We start from the raw sequence: 15,098 nt of genomic DNA, 5'->3' as shown, positions 1-15,098 counted from the left end.
CGCAGGCATACGCGTATTATGTTCTGGAGAACTCAGCGACGCTCATCTCAACCTGTTTTAAAGAGTAAATCCTCGTAAATGAAAATATTTTAAACCAATGAATGTACAAGAGCTAAAAACACTGATTGCTGCCGGTGAAAGGGTAATTTCTGTTGTTGCACCTGTAAGGGAGCGACTAACAATTTTATCATTGTTACACAAAGAGCTTACACCCCAGTTAAAACTGCCTATGTATTTGTGGAATTTGGGGCAAGGACAACAATTCAACTCTGTTAACTATAACGAGCATGATGAGCGTGTTGCGATAAGGGAAGGTTTCAAGTTTGGGGAGTGTAACCAAAGCACTCCAGGTCAACGTGCGCTTGCTGCCTTAAAATTCGTTAGGGAGCAAACCCATACAGGAATCTTTGTATTAGAAAATTTACCTGCTTGTATGAAGGGTATTGACGGGGATGAATTAAAATCACTGTTAATTAATACTTACTCAGAGTTAACAGCGACTGAATCTGAGAAGTTTTTGATTCTGCTTGTTACCGATGAAATGGAGTTACCTGCGACCTTGAGTGGGCTAATTGAGACTTTAGAGTTGCCGTTGCCTACAAGTGATGAGATAGCTGAGTTGATTTCAGCTTACTTGCCAACTTTGACCGGCGAACAAGTTGAGCCACAAGAAGTTGCTGCGCTCACCACTGCTGCTGCTGGGTTAACCAAGGAAGATATTAAAGCCGGATTAAGGCTGGCAATTGCAGCCCAAAGTGACAAAGTGCAAGAAACCGACATAGTGCGTTCGCGTAGCGTGCGCTACTCTGCGAGAAGCCGCCCTCTGGGCGTCTACGCACAATCGCTGTTGAACTATAAAATCAACCGCTTTGCATCGTTTAATTTAAATTTTGTCCCAAAGCCAAATGTGCGCGACTTTGGGGGTTTGGATAACTTGAGGCAGTTTATTCAAGATGCCAAACGCGATTTTGCGCCTGAAGCACGAGCCGCTAATATCCCGCTCCCTAAAGGGTGTTTGCTAGTTGGACCACCGGGAACGGGTAAAACACTGGCAGCAAACGTCTCAGCACGGGAATTGGGATTTCCTCTGGTTAGTGTAGATACAGGAGCAGTGGCGACGGGTGGGGCGACTTATTTAAAGCGGTTACTGACTCGTGTTGAAGCCTGCGCTCCAGTTCTGCTTTATTTTGATGAATTAGACAAGTTGTTTACTGCTAATACAATTTCAGGGGAAGATTGCAGCAGTAAACAAATTTTGGGGACTTTGCTTACCTGGTTGCAAGATAAGCAAAGTCCTGTGTTTGTAGTGGCAACTCTCAATCGACTAGATGCACTGCCTCCAGAGTTAACTCGTGTAGGTAGATTTGATGAAATTTTTTATATTGGCTTTCCAACTGCCATTGAGCGTAAGCAGATTGTTACACTCCACGCCTCACGATTTGATGAGCGCTACCACTGCCCTGATAGCCCTTTGAGTGAATCCCAATGGCGGATTTTGTTGGGTAAGACGGTTAACTGTACAGGAGCTGAACTGGCTCGAATGGTAGAAAAGGCAGCTCGTAAATTATTCCACCAATCTCTACCAATTCAAATAGGGTTGCATGAACTTCTAGCAGAAAGAGAAGCAATGGTGCCGCTTTATGTCCGCGACACCGATAGAATCTTGGCAATTGAAAATCGGGCTAGATATGTCGCCCAACCAGCATCTAGAGAAGACACTAGCATTTATGCTCCGCCCAGTAGCACATTTTGGGGTGAGAAAAGCGCATCTCTGAGTTAAATTAAGTCAATGGTTACGGTTAGATAAATCTAACTATGAATCAAAAAATAAATTTTCTGAGTCGCTTTAACTCCAATATCAAAGATGCAGAGTTTGCTCTGGGTAGGGTGTGTTCAATTGAGTCGTGCTTGGTTAAATCCAGCCGTAGCAGCAATTGCCGCTCTCTTTTGAATACTCTCTTTGGCACATGCTTTCAAAACAGCGCTGGCTTTAGTATTGCTATGGTTGGCAAAATACTCCCAAATCGTTAGCCAGTCATCTAGACTAAGAGTTTCAATTTCTTGGGCACCATCTGGCGTATGTACATAACAAAATTTTGATAATCCAGAGAACCCTTTATTTTCTAAGGTTCTTAACTTTCTAGGGGAATTTTTTAATTCCTTTAACCAGTTTAAGTTGGTTCCGATTACGGCGAGTCCTGATTGATGGCTAATGCGGTACTCTCCTGAAGAAAGTGCTAGCACTTCTAGTTGTAAATTCTGATTACTGGTGTAGGAGTTTTGTAGTTGCAATTTTATGGGTTGAGCTGACACTACAGTTTTTAGGTTCTGGGTATCCATTTTGAATTTGGAGATGGGGCAAAGTTCACTCTTCAAAGACTTGCTTGCTGATTGTTCTACCCATTCTAAAAATTCCTTCCAGTTAAATGAATTGGAACAATTGGTAAAGCCTAGCTGATGAAGTGATTTCCAATAAGCTGCCACTGTAGAGAGCGGATTTGCTTTCATTAGGGTGCGGTTTGGAAGTTGCACGAGGATGGTGTTTAAGTTGTTGCTGCGTACAAAATCCAAGGCAGCTTCTTTAGATTGTCCAACAGCCAGTGCCATTTGACGATCACTGAAAACAAGCTGTCCTGTTGGAAGTTTGTAAGCAGTCCAAGTGTAGTGCTGCCATCGCAGTTTTGTTACAGTGACTATAGGAATTTCCTTTGTATATGCAGCTTCAGCTTCAGCCTCTTTCATTAAGCCTGCATAAAAATCTTGGGTAAATTCTAGATTAATGGTTGTCATTACTGTTAAATCAAATACTCGCTAAAAACTTTCAGTTCTATGAGGAAACAGTCAGTATTTCGCTGCTTGACTGAGATAATAAGCTCGGTAAAGGAGAGCTACTTGTTGCGCGAAGAGTACCAAAGCCACAAGCATAAATGCTTAAGTTTCTAGTTGAACTAGTAGGGAGTGTGATAGATACAGCAGCACCAGGCGTTTTATGAACAATTACGACTTGTCCATTTGGGGTTTTGAAGTTGGCTGTTCTTGCTTCTGCAAAGCTTCTATGGGTGCAGGCTGGTAGGGTTTGAGTTGGTATGAAGCATTGACAGGCATATTGTCAACTTTTAAGCCCTCAAAAGAGCCGCAGGATGGGGGAGCTTTGCGTTGCTCACCACAGCTACTTTAGTGGTTCCTCCTAAAGCATTAATTTTCATATCCTCTCAACACAATTGACCTAAAAATGTACTGTATTCATATTAGAAAAAATTTTTACTATAGCAAGTGGCATAATTACAGAGACAAGTTCAAGAAAAATACATAAAATAGAAACCTTAATCTTAGGAATCCTACTTATTTTTCCTAGATATGGATGTACTAAATTACTCAAAGGAGTCAATAGGGAGGCTCTACCACCTGCTGACAGCTAGGTAGTTGTTAAAGTTTCTGATGGCGATACCTTGAAAGTTCGGCAAACTAACGGACAAGAACTTAAAATCCGGATCTGTGGGATTGATGCGCCAGAGGTTCAACATGGCGTTGAATTTATAATGCGTGAATTTTGAATTAAGCGTAAGCGCAAAGCGCAGGACCCCTCACGCGTAGCGTGCCCGTAAGCGCAAAGCGCACACTGAGCGCTTCGCGCACGCACTGCACTCGCGTTCGTGTTGGCGCAGCCTGTCCTCTGGACTTACAAAGCAGCGTGTCCGTAAGGACTCAGGGCTTAGGGGTGACTTATGCCGTTCGCGGTTTGGTTGTTTGCTAATGACGAACTGAAGTTTAAACTCCCAGTCCCAAAATTTATCTTCTTGTCCGTACAATCTTAATTGTTTTTTCCACTTGGAGGCATAATCATTGACGTGCTTCTGTGCTAGCTCTACTAAATCTGCTTCCACGGTCATGCTATCTTGACCGCGAATTAGGTTTACTCACATCTTGCACCTAACCGTATAAGCCCGTACAAACCAAAAATATGTGCGATAAAGCTACATTATTTTTCTTGGCTTTTCTCGCTATATAAAGGACTTTTGGTTTCATACTGAGTGACGAAGTACCATCAATTTTTCTTGGTGCAAGATGTGAGTTTACTTTTGTTCGCATTGCACCAAAATCGCGTGCTTGAGTCTCCAGTTGATATTGCAGAACTGGAAAGCGTTGGAGGAATCAACCTTACTTTGTTGTAAAAATCACGCAAACTGGAGAAGGATTTAAACGAACTATGTTCGGCCTAACCTTTGCGTTTTGCCGCTCAGAAGGAACCGCAGGCATCCTATAAACACCTAAAGTACCGGGCTTTTAAACTAGCAATTAGGTCACCGAAGTCGGCGCTTAAGCCCCCGTACTGAGCGTCGGGGGAGGAACCGCCGCCCGCCGACTAGGGCATTGGGCAAACGGGCATAGGTAGGTTCTTCCCATGCCCCATTCCCCATGCCCGTGAAATCCCCCGTACTGAGCGTCGGGGGATGAGCTTAAAAATTTTACTGCTAACTGCCCGCTCTCGCCGCAATAGTTCCTTAGAACAATAAAAAAGGGGGGATATGAGGGGTTAACCTATTTATACTTCACTTATTTCGCTATCAAAGTTGATATCGTGTGATTCGTTGGTTACAAACCATATCCAAAAATAAGGATTATGGGGGAAAAGCCGCAAGGTGTATAAACCTTGACAACTTGGTCAGTCATGCTAGTGAAAGCCTAGCCCTCGCGGAATCCGAGTGAAAGCCCTACCCATACTAAGTTGGAATAGCAAACCACTTAGTAAAGCGGGGTCGAAACCGAAAACACTAACAGCCTAAGTTGGTGTAATAGAAGGCAAGAACTCATGGGTACGAAAGAAAGGTACGTCCGAATCATCGTAATTTTGAAATGGTGAAATCAGGCTGACACACCATAGCCAAAAGGCAGCGGGATAAAAGGAATAAGGATTGATATCTCTTTATTCGATTCCCTGAACATCCCCGGTGAATAGTACCACCCTAAAAGTTCAACCAATGACTACCAGGAACGAAGTAACCCTAATATGGTTCTTAGATTCCGGTCGATTTTCTAAGTAGGTAGCTAGCCAGAAACCTTATTGGGGAAGGATTGAGTCAGAAGCGAATGCCCCGTTGTAATGACGAGGATATGCAGACAGACTCACGGTGTAAGAAAAGATAGGGTTTTTAGTAGCGATGAATAAATCTAAAGCACGGGGATTTTCTCCGATGACGGAATGGAATAAGGTCAACTGGCGAAAGCTGGAACGGCGCTTATTTAAGTTGCAAAAGAGAATCTATCGAGCCGCACAACGTGATGACAGTCGAACGGTTCGCCGACTCCAGAAAACTGTGATGAAGTCCTGGACAGCCCGAATGATAGCGGTCAGAAGGGTAACACAAGAGAATAAAGGGAAAAACACTGCTGGTGTAGATGGAGTAAAATCTTTAACTCCTCCCATTCGATTCTCACTGGTAAATGAGTTAAAAAATCATCCCAAACCTAAACCAACCCGTAGAGTATGGATACCTAAACCAGGGAGTCACGAAAAAAGACCCCTTGGCATCCCTACAATGTGCGACCGAGCATTACAGGCTTTGGCAAAAATTGCACTCGAACCCGAATGGGAAGCAAAATTTGAACCAAACAGCTATGGCTTTCGAGCAGGACGCTCATGTCATGATGCTATCCAAGCAATATTTTCTGCCATCCATATTAAACCCAAATGGGTTCTGGATGCCGACATCAAAGGTTGCTTTGACCGCATCAACCAGGAAGCACTACTCCGCAAACTGAACACCTACCCAGCAATGAGAAAACTGGTAAAAGGCTGGCTCAAAGCAGGAGTAATGGATAACGGAGCTTTCCATTTCTCCAATGAAGGCACACCCCAGGGAGGGGTAATTTCCCCCCTTTTGGCAAATATAGCCTTACATGGCATGGAATACCGGATAAAACAGTATGCCGAAACCCTTAAAGGTGGCAAAAGAAGCAACAAACAGGCATTAAACCTGATTAGATACGCCGACGACTTCGTAATCCTACATCATGACCGAAAAGTAATTGAGGATTGCAAATTGGTCATAACTGAATGGTTAAAAGACATGGGTTTGGAATTAAAATCCTCTAAGACACACATTACACACACATTGCAGCCACAAGAAGATTCCCTACCAGGATTCAAATTCCTTGGGTTCAATCTTCGGCAATACAATGTAGGAAAATGTCACTCCAAGCAGGGTTTCAAAACCATCATCACCCCATCTAGTAAAGCAGTCTCAACCCACTATGAACAGATATCCTCAATCATAGAAAGAAACAAGACTGCCCCACAATCCGCACTGATTAAACAGCTAAACCCTATAATCAGGGGATGGGCTAATTATTTCAGGACGGTATGTAGCACCGATACGTTCCAGAAATTAGACCATATGGTCTGGAACAAGCTTCGCAGATGGGCATTTCAAAGACATCCCAATAAACCCAAACAATGGGTAATCAATAAATATTGGGGAACTCGGGGAGGAAACAACTGGAGTTTTCAAACAGAAAATGCATGGCTAATGCGACATAGTGAGGTGTCCATTAACCGCCATGTAAAAGTAAGTGGAAATTCCAGCCCATTTGACGGAAACCTCCTTTATTGGAGTCAAAGACTTAGCAAATACCCCCAAATGCCTCCTCAAAAGGCAAAACTCTTAAAGAGGCAACAAGGGAAATGCAATCACTGTGGACTCTACTTTCGGGATGGAGACATCTTAGAAGTACACCACATCCAACCGCAACACCGTGGTGGAAACCATCAACTAGAAAATCTAGAATTGTTACACCTACACTGTCATGATGAAAAACACGGTATCAATGTCAATGATTCTTATACTGAGGAGCCGGATGAAGTGAAAATTTCAAGTCCGGTTCTGAAGACGAGTTACCCTGGTGACGAGGTGGCTTAGTTCAACAAATGGCTGCAAACAAGTCTGACGATAACAAAAAGTCCCCAAAGAGCGAGATGATTCGCGTCCCATCCGCGCTCATTCCAGCAGTACGCCAATTATCCAAGCTGCACAGAGAGGGTCATACAATTGCCTTGCTCAAAGAGTTAGAAGAAGTTATATCAAAATTTGATAGCAATATTGATATCGATGTCGCCGCAGGCAGCAAATCAGTTCAGCAGCTGGAGGAGAGGCTGTCGAAGCTCGAAAGAGCGACTTCTCCTAACTTAGAAACAAAACTAGAAGCAATAGCCAAGAAACTGGAGCTAATCGAACGGGCGATCGCGCAGAACACCGACGCCTTTAGGCGTATCGCCTCCGGGAGATTAGGTAACAACATTAAACCTCGCAAACAAGCCTACCCATACCAGCAACCCCAAGTTGAGTTGCAACCCAGGAATAATGAAAATTTAGCCCAAAGACTTGGTGTCAGCCCCCAAAGCTTGATTGCTGAAAGAGAAAACAAGAGCGCCAAAGAATTTACGAGTTGGTCAAGAAATCGCGATCCAATGACTGTGGGATGGGAATGGAATGCTCTTGACGGACTATACCACCCAATCAGGTGAAAATACTCTCTCACAACTATAAAGAAATGCGAACCAATACTTGACTAATAGCAATGGCGATGCACGAACCGTGGGAGAATTATTTACTAGAATATCACTTCTGATAAATAAATGCGTTCTGGGGCAGTCAAGTCATTGGTTTTGGGCGAGCCATTGCCGCTCACCTTACATCCAGCTGCGGTGTATCTGGATTCTCTTGCTCCTGGGTCAAGACCAACGATGGAACAAGCCTTAAATGCGATCGCATCATTACTAACCAATGGGGAATGTGATGCAATGACCCTCAACTGGGGAGCGCTAAAATATCAGCACACAGCCGCAGTCCGCTCTGCCTTGATGAAAAAACACGCTCCTGCGACGGCAAATAAGATGTTGTGTGCGTTGCGCCGAGTGCTGCAAGAAGCGTTTAAGTTGGATTTGATGGATGCAATTGACTACCGAAAGGCAGTGGATTTGCCGAGCATCAATGTTAAAAAAAGACTCCAAGGCAGGGCGCTAACGACAAAGGAAATCACAGCACTGATGCAGGTTTGTACTGCAGATGAAGCGCCTGTTGGCGCTCGTGATGCGGCGTTAATTGCTATACTCCGCTGCGGGCTGCGGCGACAAGAGGTAGTCAATTTACATTTGAAAGATTTTGATGCCACGAGCGGTGCTTTGGAGATTCTTGGTGGCAAGGGCGGAAAAGACCGCACGGTGTATATGCCATCAACTACAATAGCGGCAGTGGAAGATTGGCTTGTTATCCGTGGCAAACGACCAGGACCATTGCTGCTTCCCATCCGCAAAGGGGGAGAGTTACAATGGCGGCGGATGACACCGCAAGCGGTGCTGATGATTGTGAGAAAAAGGGCAGAGTCAGCTGGTGTTGAGCGTTTCAGCCCCCATGATTTTAGAAGGACGTTTTGCTCGGACTTGCTCGATAGCGGGGTGGATATTGTAACTGTGCAAAAATTAGCCGGACACGCCAGCCCTTCGACGACTGCAAAGTATGACCGACGTGGGGAGGAAACTAAGCGCAAAGCAATGGAGCATTTGGATATAGCTTACACTAAACGGAACTGAATACATAAAATGCCAAAACTGCTACAGCGTCACCACAATCTTTCCACCCGCCTGATTCGATGCCATGTAGCGCATTGCATCCGGTAGACTCTCTAGTCCTTGAAATTCGCGGTCAATGATAATCGGGAAAGAACCATCCGCCAATCCCGCAGCAATAAAGGCTTTTGCCCGTGCAAAGGCAGCTTCATCCCCCGATAGTCCCAGATTTTGGTTGCCCGTGAAGTCAAACACTTTGTAGAAGTGGAACTGGACGCTACGAGTCGCCACCCCCCACCATGGAAACGCACCTAGATTGTCCGCATCAAGTAAGCCGTAGACAATCCAATGTCCGCGAATTTTTGTTGCTTGCACCAGTTTTTCACTCAGGGAGCCAGCTACAGCATCATAGACCACATCGGCACCCTGACCGTTGGTAATTTCCATAACGCGGGTGACCAAATCTTCTTCCTCAGTAGCGATGACATAATCGGCACCCGCATTCAGCAATATATCCCGCTTTTTACTGGTGCGCGTTGTGGCGATAATTTTGGCACCAATCTTTTTCGCCATTGCAATTGCAGCTAGTCCAGTTGTGCTAGTTCCGGCAGTGATGAGAACTGTTTGGTAAGGCTGCAACCGTCCTATTTCCAGCAAAGCAAAATAACCTGTAAAATATGCAAAGGCAAATCCAGCGCCCTGTGCGGGGGTGAAACTATCCGGTGTGTTCATCAGTCCCCGTGTTGGTAAGATAGCTGTTTCGCCAAAGTTGGCATAGTCACTGATCGAGGAGGCTGGAATTGAACTGACTCGGTCTCCCACCTTAAACTCGGTAACTCCGGAACCAACAGCTTCCACAACACCCGCAATTTCGTAGCCAACTCGTGAAGGCAATGTCGGCGTTTCCACGTAAGTATTTGCCATCCACAATAAATCAGCGCGGTTTAAGCTCATTGCCTGTACCCTAACGCGGAGTTCCCCAGGACCAGGTTGCGGTGTCGGTACAGTTTCGAGTTGCAATACTTCAGGACCACCATACTGATGGAAGCGATAAATTTGAGTGGTTGTAGTCATGATAAATCTCCTTGTTGTAGCGAAATGATTTTTAGAAAGAAATAGATTTGTTGTAGCTAAATTTACTCAGATAAGACCAGCGTTAAGCGCGTCGCTCAATTCCCTGTATAATAACTTCCGGATGGACATTGTGAGCTTGTGCCCAACCGCGCTCCCATAAGTAAATGGCGAGGTCGAGAGTGTTGTCAGCAACACCAAAGCGAACAACTTTACCATCTTTAATGGTGAGGATAAATGTTTCAATCGAGGTTCCCTCGCGTCCCGTAGGCTTGAGGTCGAAGAAGGGTTCAACATGCTTCCAATTTAAGTTCACCGTCACAAAAGCGCGATCGCTACCTTCAAACTCATCAACCAGGTCAATTCGGGGTTGAAGTGCTTTCAAAAATTCACCACCCCAAGTCTTTAAGGCATCGATGCCTTTACCACCCCAATAGCCAGGGCTATAAATTTCTACGTCCTGGGCAATAACCTTGTCCCAACGCTCAAACTCACCCCGTTGGAAGCACAACTGGGAGTCAAGTTGCTGCACCGCACGACACGCAGTATCAGCCTCACCCCCGACGGAATCAGATTTTATGAAGGTTGTCAGCGTTTGCTGTTAGAACTTGATGAACTGGCGGCAGAAATTCAGGGAAACCAAGAAACACCAAAAGGACGTTTAACAGTTAGCGTTCCAGTGGCTTTGGGACGAATGTGTTTAATAGATGCCTTTGGCGAATTTATGCAAAAGTTTCCCGAAATCAGCCTAGAAGTTACTTTTGATGACCGTGCGGTAGATTTAGCAGAGAAAGGGATTGATGTTGTTATCCGTACAGGTACACTTACTGATAGTGCCAATCTGATTGCTCAACGTATTTTCACGTATCAACTTATGGTTTGCGGTACTCAGGATTACTTTGCACGCTACGGCAAGCCAGAACATCCCCAGGAGTTAGAGGAGCATAACTGCTTGAACTTCCGCAACCGTGACACAGGGCGAACAGTTCCTTGGTTTTTCTCAATTAATAGTAAAGTCGAGCGGTTTAATGCGAATGGCAAGTTAGTTTTTGATGATGGCGAAGCAGTGGCACGAGCTGCTATGGTTGGAATTGGTATCAGTCAAATGCCTTCATTTATGGCAGCCCAAGCGATACAAAATGGTGTGTTGTCAGAAGTTTTACAGCCGTATCGCCCGGACGAAACACCTATTTGGGTTGCGTATCTCGATAGACGCTTTGTTTCGTCTCGCATTCGTGCTTTCATGGAATTTATGAGTAGTTATGGAAAGATTTTGCGTTCTTTCCTTTAGCTTTACAAGAGCTGTTGAATAAAAGCTTTATGGACAGACAAGTCCTGTAATGGTTACATCAACGCCAAGCAAATCTAACGGTCTGGGGCTATCTGGAATGAATAGCCCTTTTCTCAGATGCGATCGCATTAATGTAAGCATAGCTAAATTCCTCTTTCTGGGTGGTGATGTACATCAAAAGCGTACTTTAAAAAACCAATGTTCCTGAGAACGCAGGCGACACAGTCGATGCGTGCCGCACCCTCCGCGTGAAAAGATGAGGACAAGTTTGGCTAGTTCCATTGGGGTTAACTTTAGCGAAGTACATGCCGCGTTTCCAACACACCCAGGAAAGAATTTCAAGAAAACCACCCCAAGCAGCATCCAAGCAATGCTTCGCGAACAGCAAAAATCATCCCCACGTCATTACAAAGCGCGTGAGCAGTGTTGATGTGGAATTATTTGCGAGGAAACTATCACCGATACTGTAAGATGGACGGCTCAAGATTCTCGCTAAGGCACTAAATTCAAAACAGGTGGTGTGGTTTGTTTTCTCATTTCCTTAGTTATCCTTTCTAGAATTCTGTTTTTTTCTTCTAAAGACGTGTTACACAAACTACTCCAGAAGCTTACCTGACGGTACAAAGTAGTGCCAATCGCATTATTTCCTTTGCTTTTCTCATTTTTTAACTCACTTCTCAATCTCTCCCACAATTTATTAAGTACTACGGGCGCAAACTCATTAAATGGAAGTGTCCACTCATAGTTTTCATCTAAAAATACTCTAAAAGCAGCAATGACTGGCAAAGATAGTACTGCTGGAGCTTTGAAGCCAAAGGCACTGCCGTCTGCTAGCAGTGAATTGCCATTTACAGAAATTGATGCTAGGTTGCAGTTTCCTTTCACTGCGGGATTAGTGATGTATTTTTCTATGAATTTATACAGTTGTTTCTCTACCCATAATCCTTGAGGAAGTAAAGGCAATAACTTTTGTAGCTTTTCAATTTCTTTAGGAGAGAGAAATTGCGGGACACAGAGACTGGATGGATGCTGACTCTTGCCAGACTTGCTGTAGTCGTATTTTACCCTGTCTAAACAGATGAGAATTTTACATAAATGCTGCACAGAGCACCGTGGGTCTTTTGGAACTCCACTTTGGTTTTGATAATAGGCTACTTTATATTGAGTTTCTTCTGAATCTTCCAGTTGTTCTAGAAACTTTTTGATGAAATCATAGCCACCTCTAGCATTAATTCGAGAGCGTGTATCTACAGGTGATGATGTATTGGCTGTCAGGGCATTGACTGCGACTTCTTCTTCTGGAAGTCCACAAATTATTTCCACTTTGACTGAAGCTTTTTTTAAGTCTATGCCTAATGTTCTCGCGGTATTAAATGCTGCAATCGTGTGACCGCCATCGTAAATACCAAATTGAGTATATCCTTCTGAGTCTTCTAAACATTCTACGTGCAGTTCTTCTGTTGAAGACGTTTTCTGAATCTTTACCTTATAGGCAGAAATCTTAATCCCATTGTTTCTATCGAAGAATTTTTCGGGAGCAGAATTGAGAGTCTCCAAGATATCTTTGAAGGTCGCAGCCTTTTTGTTAGGCTCTCTGATATTTGGGGTAAGGGGTAGATCTGTGGGGAAGCTATCAACAAGAGCTGCTGCCACAAAAAACTTGTGGCTCCTGTGTGAATGAAGCTGGGCTACTGACTTTACAGGGATGATATATGTTTTGGGCATTGTGAAAAGCTGTTGAACACTAGCTGATGTAAGAAATGGTATCCTATCAATGATTTATCCATTCCTAGCAAAAAGCAGACGCTTTTGGCATTAGGGCAGACAATTTTGGGTTGAGTGGATTTTAACTTCATCAGGGCACGGTGACAATCGCAGTTCAACTCAATTTTCCTCGCTTAGTTAAAAATAAACGATGCAAGAATCTGCGGAAGGAACGCAGAGTGTCAAAGTTCTTGCTGCGGCTGTCGCCTCTGTGTCTCAAAGTAGAGACGCTTATCCAATTCCTCGTTCCAATCCTTGGCTTTTGGTTTGAGCCTGGTAGCTTGCGGCAAAAGCTGCTTGATAAGTCTTGCCGTTTCGTTTCCAGCGGTGTCATTATCGTAAGCAGCAACCACTGTTGGTATCTTTCTCAAAAACTCCACTGGTACGCTTCGAGCGCTATCGACTGCGAGGTACAGAGTTCTTTGGTGTTGCGGCGGCTCTAGCACAGATGCAGACAAAGCATCTATCGGGGATTTGGTTAGCACCGCTCTTTGAATCGCATCATCTTCGGTTCCACCACTGTGCACATAAAACCAACCAGCGTTCCGTTTTGTGCCAGCAGCAAAACCCATAAAGGTGTTATCCTGACCGACTGTTCCTCTCAAGAAAGCTCCTGTCACATCCCCGTCCAGAGAGCGCATGATGAACACAGCATTTTGTTTAGAGTCAGCATAAACCAATCCGCGTTCGTGCAGAGCCTGCACTAAGTTTTCACTTAGTTTGCGCTTCCTTGTCAGGTAGTGTTGCACTGCCTGCCACCCTTTCTCATCTGGCGCTGGGGGAGTAAATGTGGCAACTGGCTCTAGGAGCGCAATTTGTTGGGCTTCATTAAGTGCACGACTCGTTACAGCGCCTATCATCCCCGATTCCCCAAAGCAATCTCGTAGCCACGCCACAGCTTGTCGGAAGCTACATTCCTTAACGTGCATTACCAAGTCAATTGCGCCACCACCACCTTTGTGTTCACCTGAGAAGTCGTAGAACTTGGAGTCGGTAATGCTGATGATGCGACCGTGACCCTTCCACTTATGCTTATTCTTGTAGTCTGGATCTAGTCCCAAGTTGTAAGCAACATCTTCTAGGGGCAAGTCTCGCAGCGCTTGTAGTTCTTTCTTGTACTGAAAAACTTCTGCTTCTAATTCCTGTATGCGCTGCTCCAGCTTCTGCCTTTCTTTTTCAGACGCTCTTGCCTTCTGCTCCATGTCCTGATAACGTTTTAGTGCCGCAGCACGGTCTGAAAGCTGGTGGTTAATGATGTCGAGTGATGGTTGCAAAGTTTCCTTGACGCGCTCTTGGTAGGCGATCGCACTCTCAGTTTCTGTGGCAGTCGGTAGAGTTTGTTCCAAGTCCAAGTTAAGGGATTGGCGATTAACGGAAGCGTAATATTCTTTAACCTTGGTGTGTTTGGCAGTACTACCTTTAATGCCCCGTTCTATCCCCAGATGAGCAACAGCAGCTGCAAAACTATCTTGAAGCTCAGACAGTTTTTTGCGGGTTCCACCGAACAGCGCTCGACAGTTGAGCTTGCCTTTTTCATCCAGTGGCACCAGGTAGGCGTGAATGTGGGGAGTAGCCTCATCTAAGTGCAACTCAGAGCGGACAACGCGATCGCCCCATGATTGTTTAAGCCACTTTGTCGTTGCATCTACAAAGTCGTCCAAACGCTTTTGGTTATACGTTCCGGCGATGGATGGGTCATCGGGACGGAAGTATTCAGCACTGGCACTCAGGACAAATTCAACACCCAGTACTGCATTGGAGCGAATTTTCTGATTGCCAATTTTCGCTTTGAATATCGTCGCTAGGTCTGGATCTGACTTAGACCCAATGAGGCGAATGTTATGTATGGCTGGATCTGCATTGGGCGTATTCCGCTCTCTGGTGGTGTGTAGTTCACTACCAGCCAGAGTTCCCCAATCCTTAATCTTCTGAATGCGACAAACCGTGTAAGCCATAAGATACAGTCGTAGGCAATTCTTTTCTAACCTCTGTGTATCAAAGATGCAAGCCTACACTCCCGTAATAGCTCAAAGAGCGGTTGAATTTTGCGTTTGGTTTTGGGGTGGTTGGAAAGACGAAACGAACGGAACAATTTTAGCGGAGCGATGCCCGTGAGGGCAAAAATTGTGGAGTGAGTCCACAAACCCACAAGTCAGTCTAAGGCTACTCGAAAGCCAATGGCACTTTAGTTGATAATTGAGTGAAAAAAGTGACAAATATGTGTTTGGTAGATATCAAAAAGTCGATGTTGCAGTGTTGGTTAATTATGTGTGAGTGAATGATATGGGAATGAATTATGTACTGTCACAATCAAAGCACAATCAAGCTAATGAAAGGTCAATCTATAGACAGATTAAGAACAATATTATATCAATAATGACACACAATCAAAACACAATAGCAACACAT

At 44.6% G+C, this 15,098-nt stretch carries 11 protein-coding genes; 5 read left to right on the top strand and 6 right to left on the bottom strand.

The window, feature by feature from the left end; translation table 11 throughout:
* The first annotated feature begins 97 nt into the window (after positions 1–97).
* Positions 98–1,780 (top strand): AAA family ATPase, encoded by a 1,683-nt coding sequence (locus ACM0OZ_RS24305; RefSeq protein ID WP_414585387.1) that lies wholly within the window; start codon positions 98–100, stop codon positions 1,778–1,780.
* Between the two features lie 113 nt (positions 1,781–1,893).
* Here ACM0OZ_RS24305 and ACM0OZ_RS24300 read toward each other — a convergent pair whose 3' ends face one another.
* Positions 1,894–2,790, bottom strand: a complete 897-nt coding sequence (locus ACM0OZ_RS24300; RefSeq protein ID WP_414585386.1) for a hypothetical protein — start codon at positions 2,788–2,790, stop codon at positions 1,894–1,896.
* Between the two features lie 794 nt (positions 2,791–3,584).
* Positions 3,585–3,890 (bottom strand): hypothetical protein, encoded by a 306-nt coding sequence (locus ACM0OZ_RS24295; RefSeq protein ID WP_414585385.1) that lies wholly within the window; start codon positions 3,888–3,890, stop codon positions 3,585–3,587.
* Between the two features lie 1,269 nt (positions 3,891–5,159).
* Between ACM0OZ_RS24295 and ltrA the strand changes: the two genes are divergently transcribed.
* The 3 genes from ltrA to ACM0OZ_RS24280 all read left to right on the top strand — a co-directional run bounded on the left by ltrA (position 5,160) and on the right by ACM0OZ_RS24280 (position 8,587).
* Positions 5,160–6,917 carry a group II intron reverse transcriptase/maturase gene (ltrA, locus tag ACM0OZ_RS24290; protein ID WP_414585384.1) on the top strand — a complete coding sequence of 586 codons (1,758 nt, stop codon included), beginning with the start codon at positions 5,160–5,162 and terminating at the stop codon, positions 6,915–6,917.
* Between the two features lie 8 nt (positions 6,918–6,925).
* On the top strand, positions 6,926–7,522 hold the full coding sequence (locus ACM0OZ_RS24285) for a hypothetical protein (RefSeq protein ID WP_414585383.1): 597 nt from the start codon (positions 6,926–6,928) through the stop codon (positions 7,520–7,522).
* A gap of 111 nt (positions 7,523–7,633) precedes the next feature.
* On the top strand, positions 7,634–8,587 hold the full coding sequence (locus ACM0OZ_RS24280) for a tyrosine-type recombinase/integrase (RefSeq protein WP_414585382.1): 954 nt from the start codon (positions 7,634–7,636) through the stop codon (positions 8,585–8,587).
* A 21-nt stretch (positions 8,588–8,608) separates the two neighbouring features.
* On the opposite strand, the gene ACM0OZ_RS24275 is transcribed toward ACM0OZ_RS24280, so the two are convergent.
* Positions 8,609–9,637: a zinc-dependent alcohol dehydrogenase family protein gene (locus ACM0OZ_RS24275; RefSeq protein ID WP_414585381.1), complete on the bottom strand. Its 1,029-nt coding sequence runs from the start codon at positions 9,635–9,637 to the stop codon at positions 8,609–8,611.
* A gap of 82 nt (positions 9,638–9,719) precedes the next feature.
* Positions 9,720–10,166: an ester cyclase gene (locus ACM0OZ_RS24270; RefSeq protein WP_414585380.1), complete on the bottom strand. Its 447-nt coding sequence runs from the start codon at positions 10,164–10,166 to the stop codon at positions 9,720–9,722.
* Here ACM0OZ_RS24270 and ACM0OZ_RS24265 point away from each other — a divergent pair.
* Positions 10,158–10,925 carry a substrate binding domain-containing protein gene (locus ACM0OZ_RS24265; RefSeq protein ID WP_414585378.1) on the top strand — a complete coding sequence of 256 codons (768 nt, stop codon included), beginning with the start codon at positions 10,158–10,160 and terminating at the stop codon, positions 10,923–10,925. The two genes, ACM0OZ_RS24270 and ACM0OZ_RS24265, sit on opposite strands and share 9 nt — an antisense overlap.
* 492 nt (positions 10,926–11,417) lie before the next feature.
* Here the strand turns inward: ACM0OZ_RS24265 and ACM0OZ_RS24260 are convergent, their stop codons facing one another.
* Together ACM0OZ_RS24260 and mobV are read right to left on the bottom strand one after the other, a co-directional pair.
* Positions 11,418–12,578, bottom strand: a complete 1,161-nt coding sequence (locus ACM0OZ_RS24260; RefSeq protein WP_414585377.1) for an AIPR family protein — start codon at positions 12,576–12,578, stop codon at positions 11,418–11,420.
* A 293-nt stretch (positions 12,579–12,871) separates the two neighbouring features.
* The gene (gene mobV / locus ACM0OZ_RS24255; RefSeq protein WP_414585376.1) at positions 12,872–14,644 is read right to left on the bottom strand and encodes a MobV family relaxase; all 1,773 of its coding nucleotides are present in this window, start codon (positions 14,642–14,644) and stop codon (positions 12,872–12,874) included.
* Between the last annotated feature and the right edge of the window lie 454 nt (positions 14,645–15,098).

The sequence above is a fragment of the Scytonema sp. PCC 10023 genome (assembly GCF_963920835.1).
GTDB lineage: Bacteria > Cyanobacteriota > Cyanobacteriia > Cyanobacteriales > Nostocaceae > Kalymmatonema.
Note: the sequence above shows the minus strand (reverse complement) of the source record. Positions and strands in the feature narration are given on the sequence as shown.

Coding starts and splice junctions, on each gene's coding strand:
- ACM0OZ_RS24305 (WP_414585387.1), top strand. CDS start 98: ATGAATGTACAAGAGCTAAAAACACTGATTGCTGCCGGTGAAAGGGTA.
- ACM0OZ_RS24300 (WP_414585386.1), bottom strand. CDS start 2,790: ATGACAACCATTAATCTAGAATTTACCCAAGATTTTTATGCAGGCTTA.
- ACM0OZ_RS24295 (WP_414585385.1), bottom strand. CDS start 3,890: ATGACCGTGGAAGCAGATTTAGTAGAGCTAGCACAGAAGCACGTCAAT.
- ltrA (WP_414585384.1), top strand. CDS start 5,160: ATGAATAAATCTAAAGCACGGGGATTTTCTCCGATGACGGAATGGAAT.
- ACM0OZ_RS24285 (WP_414585383.1), top strand. CDS start 6,926: ATGGCTGCAAACAAGTCTGACGATAACAAAAAGTCCCCAAAGAGCGAG.
- ACM0OZ_RS24280 (WP_414585382.1), top strand. CDS start 7,634: ATGCGTTCTGGGGCAGTCAAGTCATTGGTTTTGGGCGAGCCATTGCCG.
- ACM0OZ_RS24275 (WP_414585381.1), bottom strand. CDS start 9,637: ATGACTACAACCACTCAAATTTATCGCTTCCATCAGTATGGTGGTCCT.
- mobV (WP_414585376.1), bottom strand. CDS start 14,644: ATGGCTTACACGGTTTGTCGCATTCAGAAGATTAAGGATTGGGGAACT.